The sequence below is a fragment of the Longimicrobium sp. genome, assembly GCF_036280135.1.
In the GTDB taxonomy this organism is placed as follows: domain Bacteria; phylum Gemmatimonadota; class Gemmatimonadetes; order Longimicrobiales; family Longimicrobiaceae; genus Longimicrobium.
The window spans coordinates 1-6,386 of record NZ_DASURI010000327.1 but is presented as its reverse complement, the minus strand read 5'-3'; the positions used below and the strand labels follow the sequence as shown (position 1 = coordinate 6,386).

The window sequence follows — 6,386 nt, the reverse complement described above, 5'->3', positions numbered from 1 at the left end:
CGCACGCCGGCGTCGGGCATCCGGGTGGAGGTGGTGGCGTCGCCGTCGCGCGAGGTGCTGGGGAGCGGATGGACGGACGACAAGGGCGCGTACAGCATCCCCGTGCGCCTGCGCGGCCGGCCCACCGTCTTTGTCCGCGCCCTGGCGCAGACGGAGAACGCGTCCGTGGTCCGCGTGCGCGACCGGGCGGAGTTCTCCATGGCCACGGAGCCGGCGGCCGTCGGACGGGAGAGGACGGTGGTCAACGACCTGCTGGCGGCCGACGCGGACCGCATTGCCGGCGCGTTCAACATCGCCGTCACCATCGGCCACGCCAACGCGCTCGTCCGCGCGGGGCAGCCGGGCGCGCACCTGCCGCGCGTGGAGGTGCGCTGGGACACGTCGTACGTGGGCGGCACCTACTTTCAGCCGCGCGACGGGGTGGCGTTCATCAACGGCCGCCGGGGGCAGGACAGCGACGAGTTCGACGACCACGTCATCGCCCACGAGTACGGGCACTTCCTGATGGACGCGTTCAGCCGCGAAAGCAGCCCCGGCGGCGACCACGGCTTCGGCGAGCGGCTGGACCCGCGGCTGGCGTGGTCCGAGGGGTGGGGCAACTTCTTCTCGGCCGCCACCACGGGCTCGCCGCGCTACATCGACTCGGGCGTGGTGCGCGGCCGCCAGGGCGTGCTGCTGACGGTGGACATGGAGAACGACGTGCCCACGGGCGACCGGCCGGGCATCTGGAGCGAGCACTCCGTGGCGTCGCTGCTGTGGGACTGGTTCGACGACGGCGCGGAGGAGGGCGATTCCGTGGCGCTGGGGTTCGCGCCCATGTGGCGCGCCCTGGTGGACCTGGCCAAGGAGCCGGACGTGTACCTGCTGCGCTACGCCAACGCGCTGTCCCGCGTGACGGGCGAGGCGCGTCTGGCGGAGGGGCTGGCCGCGCGCCGCATCGACTACGCGCTGCAAACGCCGCCCGCGCCGGACCCGTTTCCCGAGGCGCTGCCCCGCGGCCAGTCCGTCACGGGCACGGTGGACAGCCGCGCGTCGCGGCGCAGCAACGCGTGGGGCGCGTCGCAGCACTACTGGTTTCGCCTGGACCGCGAGGGGCCCGTGTCGCTGACGATGAAGATCGTCTCCGCGCGCCGGCCGGAGAACGCGGACCTGGACCTGATCCTGTTCGACGCCGAGGGCGAGGTGGTGGCCCGCTCCGACGCGGTGAACGGCGTGGGCGACTCCGAGCAGATCTCGCAAACGCTCCCCGCCGGCTACTACCGCGTGGAGGTGCGCAGCTGGAGCAACCCGCGCGACTCGCAGCTGGGCACCGCCAACGCGCACCAGGGCACTTTTTCGCTCCTCGCGCGGTACTGAGGCGCTTCCCACGATCTTTCGCTTCCATCCTCGCCCCTTACGACGGACGCCCGCCCATGAAACGCCTGCTCATCGCCCTCGCCGCGTTGACCGCCGCCCACGCGTCCCCCCTGGCCGCGCAGACGCCGCACGTCGCCCGGCTGGCGGCCGTCACGGGCAAGGTGACGGCGCCCGTGGAGGTGGAGATCGTGCCGCTGGCCGACGCCGCGCCCGGGCACCGGCGCGTGCGCATCGTCGCGCGGCCCGGCGTGGACGGCGCGTCGCTGGCGCTGGACGTGCGCGCGGAGGGCGGGCTGGCCGTCGCGGCGCCGGCACAGGCCGCGTGGACGGCGCCCGCCCGCGCCGGCGAGGAGGTGACGCGCGAGCTGGACCTGGCCGTCACGGGCGAGGGCGAGCTGCGGGTGATCGTGGAGGCCACCATCAAGCAGTCGGACGACGTGGCGCAGACCAACATCCACTCCTACGCCTTCAACCCCGCGCCGGGTGCCGACGACGCGCTGACCAAGAGCTTTGTCCCCGCGCCCGCCACGGACCCGGGCGGCCGCGTGATCGTGGAGTTCCGCGCCCGCCGTCCCTGACGGACACCGCGGAGTCGCATCCCCCGCGAGAGGCGTCGAACGCGCCCCGGATTCGACGGGAGCGTCGTCGCGAGAGGCGTCGAACGCGCCCCGATTTCACGGAAAGCGTCATCCTGAGGAGCCGCCGCGCGATCCCGACCGGGGCACGGTCCATGGCGGCGACGAAGGATCTTGCCCGCGAAGCTCGGAGGCGACCCTCGTGCACGGAAATCGCCTCCGAGTCTCGCACACAAGATCCTTCGGTCGCGCCAAGGGCCGGCGCGCGTTCACGTTACGCGCGGCGCTCCCTCAGGATGACGCTCGTCGTGGGAGTCTGGGAAACGATTCGATAAACGCCCGCGGCCAGTCAGCCGCGGGCGTTCTCGTCGCCGGGTGGAACCAAACGTTTCCGGATTCGTATACCCGCTCTCCGCGCCGTTCCACGCGCGGATGCCCGCACCTCCCGTCCCTCCGCTCCCCCGGTGATGCAAGCCCGAATCATCCGCCCCCTGGCCCTGTCCGCGCTGGTGCTGGCCGCCGCGTGCGAGTCGCCCTCCGGCGAAACGCCGGTGAAGCCCGAGGACCTTCGCGCCACCGTCCTGCGCGGCGACGCCCAGCAGGACAGCGCCGGCACGCGCCTGGCCGACACGCTCGTCGTCCGGGTGACGGACACGCGCGGACGCCCCGTGCCGGACCTGACCGTCGGCTGGACGGTGGTCACGCAGGGCGGCGGCGAGCCGTTCCTGGCCACCGTGCAGACGGACGCCGACGGGCGCGCCCGCAACTTCTGGAACCTGGGGACCAGGGCCGGCGCGCACGCCATGGAGGTGCGCGCCATCCTGGACGGCCAGCCGGTGGTGCTGGACTCCGTCACGGCCACGGCGCGCCCCGGCGCCGCCGTCCAGGCCGCCGTCACGGGCGACACGGTGCGGGCCATGGCGCGGCAGCAGAGCGCGCGGGTGCTGCTCAGCGGCACGGACCGGCACGGCAACGTCATCCCCGCCGGCGAGGTGACGGCCGCGTGGACCAGCTCCGCGTCGGGCGTGGCGACCGTGGGCGGGGACGGCACCGTCACGGCGGCCGCCCCCGGGCGCGCCACCCTCACGGCCACGGGCAGCGGGTGGACGCTGCGGGTGCACGTGTCCGTCAACGGGACGGCGCAGGTGGTGAACGAGCTGCCGTCGGCCGCGTACGTCATCGGCAGCAACGGCTCGCGCACGCTCACGGGCGGCCCGCAGGTGCTGCGGCGGGTGAACGGCGTGTGGTCCGTGGAGCCGGGCGCGCCGGCCGCCAACTTCATCAGCCGAATGCTGGTGCTTCCCTCGGGCGTGGCGTGGGGCATGGGGCTGGACGCCACGGGCCGCGCCACCTGGCGCTCCGACGCGCCGGGCAGCTGGGCGCGGGTGCCCCTGCCCGCGGGCGAGGCGCCGGACATGATCACGTCCGCCGGGGGCACGGTGTTCGTGGGGGCGCTGGGCGGCGCCATGCACCGCCGCGACGGCGACGCGTGGACGCCCCTGCCCGCGCTGCCGACCATCACGCGCGTGCGGCAGATCCTGGGCATGGCCGCGGCCTCGCCCGACGAGCTGTACATCGGCGGGGCCACGCAGGTGCGCTTTGGCGACGGCTCCGGCCAGCCGCACCTGATGCGCTGGGCGAACGGCGCGTGGACGACCCTCGCCATCCCCGCCTCGGTGGTGCTCGCGCACAACACGGTGGTCACCCGCCTGGCCGCGTCGCCGGACGGATCCACGATCTACGCGCTGATCTGGTCGGAGGTGACCGTCCAGAACACGACCGTGTACCTGCTGCGCATCGCGGGCGGCGTGGCCACGGACGTGCCCCTGCCGGCGTCCCTGCGCAACGTGCGCCTGGACGGCCTGGCGGTGGGCGCCGACGGCACGCCGTACCTGTCGGGCGACGGGCGCATCGCCTGGATGGTGAACGGCGCCTGGCGCGAGCACGTGTTCACGGACGGATGGGCGTCCTCCGGCACGCCGTTCGTGGAGCCGTCCGGCGTGATCCTGGTGCCCGCCTGGCGCATGGTGAACGGGCAGGAGCGCTCGGCCGTCCTGGAGCTGGAAGACATCCCCTGAGAAGAAGAAACTGATTCTCACGCAGAGGGAGCAGAGGCAGCAGAGTACGTCATCGCGCGACGAAGTACTCTGCTGCCCTTGCTCCCTCTGCGTGAGAAATCTTTTGTCCGTGGACGTTGCACGGGGCCTGCGCCGCGTCTATCGTTCGCCGTCCTCGCATCCCCTACCTCCCGCTCCCTCGCCCGTGATCGACCTTCGCCGCTACGCCCGCCCGCTGGTCCGCGCCGCGCGCATGGCACGGCGGCGGTGGGAGCGCGGGCCCATCCGCCACGAGACGATCGACGTCGGAGCCGGCGCGCCCGCGGGGGACGGCGCGTTCGACGGGGCGCGCGCGTTCGAGCTGCTGCGAGCGCAGTGCGACATGGGCCCGCGGGCGCCCGGCACGGACGGGCACCGGCGGACGCTGGAGTGGATCGTCGACCAGCTGCGGCCGCACGTGGACGCGCTCGTCCTGCAGCGCTGGGAGCAGAAGGTGCGGCACGGGCCCGGCGCGGGACGGCGCTTCGCCATGACGAACGTCCTGGCCCTGGTCCACGGCCGCGACGGGGCGGACGGCGCGCCGGACCTGATGCTGTCCGCGCACTGGGACACGCGCCCCGTCGCGGACAGCGATCCCGATCCCGCCCGGCGCGCCCTGCCCGTCCCGGGCGCCAACGACGGCGCGTCGGGCACGGCGGTGGTGCTGGAGGCCGCGCGGGCGCTGCGGGCACATCGGCCGTCCAGATCCGTCGCCCTGGCCCTGTGGGACGGCGAGGACCTGGGCGAGTACTACTACGGCTCGCACGCGTACGAGGCCGCGTTCCGGCGCGGGACGGTGCCGTGGCGGCCACGGCGCGGCATCCTGATGGACATGGTGGGCAAGCGCGGCCTGCGCTGTTCCACGGAGGGAAACTCCATGCGCCTGGCGCCGGAGCTGTGGCGCGACCTGCACGCCTGCGCCGAGGACATGGACCTGGGCGCACACTTCGGCGGGCGGGCGTACACCGTCAACGACGACCACGTGTTCCTGTCCCGCGCGGGCATCCCCACCGTGCTGCTCATCGACTACGACTATCCCCAGTGGCACACCACGGCCGATACGGTCGATCAGTGCGACGCCGCCTCGCTGCGGATCGTGGGCGACGTGGTGCTGCGCTATGTCCGCGCGGGGGCGGCGTGAGCGGCCTGCCGTCGACGGTGGACGCGGCCCCGAAGCCGGTCCGCGCCGGGCGAGCGCCGCTGCGGGTGCGCGCGTTCCTGGGCGTGAGCGCCGCGTGGAAGAACGCGGGCGCCCTGCTCCAGGCCACGTACGACGGCGTGTGGCTGGGCCTGCTGCGCCGCGCGGACCTGCACGCGGTGGACGAGCGGTACTACGACCGCACGGCGTCGTACCACGGCGACGCGCACAACCTGCGCGGCCTGTTCGACTGGGAAAAGTCGGCGCTGGAGGCGTTCGCGGGATGCCGGCGCGTGGCGGTGCTGGGCGCGGGCGGCGGGCGCGAGGTGCTGGCGCTGTCGCGGATGGGGTTCGACGTGACGGGATACGAGTGCAACGCGGCCCTCGTGCGCGCCGCGGGCGAGTTCCTGCCGCGCCAGGGATGCGCCGCGCGCGTCGTCCACCTGCCGCGGGACGAGGTGCCGTCGGACGCGGAGCCGTTCGACGGCATCATCCTGGGATGGAGCGCGTACACGCTCATCTCCGGCCGCGCGCACCGCATCCACCTGCTGCGCCGGCTGCGGCCCCTGGTGCGTCCGGGCGGGCCGCTGCTGCTCTCGTTCTGGACCCGCGGCGGCGACACGGCGCGCTTTCGCGTGTCCGCCGCGGTGGCCAACGCCGTGCGCGCGGTCACGCGTGGCGAGCGCATCGAGCGCGGGGACGCGCTGGCGCCCAACTTCGCGCACTTCTTCGTGGCGGCGGAGGTCTCGGCCGAGCTGCGCGAGGCCGGTTGGACGCCCCGCCGCTTTACCCCGCACGGCTCGGGCGGACGCGACTCGGGCTGGGCCATCGGCACCGCGCCGGACGCGGATGCGGCGGAGGGCATCGGCTGACGCGGGATGGATCTGCATCGACAATTCGGGGTCGGCCTTCGCGCGAAGGCCGGCCCCGTTTCGTCCACCGCTCGTCGCGTGCTGGCGCGCTTCGTCCCGTCGCCATGGGAAGATGCGCCGCCCGGCGCCACGTTGGGTCCGGCGCCGGACGAATCCCGGCTCCGCTCACCCGAACGCGACACGACGATGAAGAAGCTGATGCTGGACCTGGATGCGCTGAACGTGGATTCCTTCGCGACCACGCCGGCCGAGCACGTGCGGGCCATGCGCGCCTGGAGCGACGATTCCGTCTGCCCCGGCACGACGACCACCGGCGCCACCGCCCGCTGCCCCATCTGATCCCGGGACC

The 6,386-nt window shown here is 74.0% G+C and carries 5 protein-coding genes and 1 pseudogene; all 6 read left to right on the top strand.

What is annotated here, in order from left to right:
• Nucleotides 1-1,356, top strand: a pseudogene (locus VFZ20_RS10375) (hypothetical protein); the annotation flags it as partial.
• Nucleotides 1,357-1,412: 56 nt separating this feature from the next.
• Nucleotides 1,413-1,934, top strand: coding sequence for a hypothetical protein (locus VFZ20_RS10370; RefSeq protein WP_329683796.1), 522 nt, complete (start codon nucleotides 1,413-1,415; stop codon nucleotides 1,932-1,934).
• A 464-nt stretch (nucleotides 1,935-2,398) separates the two neighbouring features.
• Nucleotides 2,399-4,009 carry a hypothetical protein gene (locus tag VFZ20_RS10365; protein WP_329683795.1) on the top strand — a complete coding sequence of 537 codons (1,611 nt, stop codon included), beginning with the start codon at nucleotides 2,399-2,401 and terminating at the stop codon, nucleotides 4,007-4,009.
• A gap of 184 nt (nucleotides 4,010-4,193) precedes the next feature.
• Nucleotides 4,194-5,168 carry a M28 family peptidase gene (locus tag VFZ20_RS10360; protein ID WP_329683794.1) on the top strand — a complete coding sequence of 325 codons (975 nt, stop codon included), beginning with the start codon at nucleotides 4,194-4,196 and terminating at the stop codon, nucleotides 5,166-5,168.
• The gene (locus tag VFZ20_RS10355; RefSeq protein ID WP_329683793.1) at nucleotides 5,165-6,037 is read left to right on the top strand and encodes a class I SAM-dependent methyltransferase; all 873 of its coding nucleotides are present in this window, start codon (nucleotides 5,165-5,167) and stop codon (nucleotides 6,035-6,037) included. The genes VFZ20_RS10360 and VFZ20_RS10355 overlap by 4 nt, the downstream gene beginning before the upstream one ends.
• Nucleotides 6,038-6,223: 186 nt before the next feature.
• The gene (locus VFZ20_RS10350; protein ID WP_329683792.1) at nucleotides 6,224-6,376 is read left to right on the top strand and encodes a hypothetical protein; all 153 of its coding nucleotides are present in this window, start codon (nucleotides 6,224-6,226) and stop codon (nucleotides 6,374-6,376) included.
• Nucleotides 6,377-6,386 lie beyond the last annotated feature (10 nt).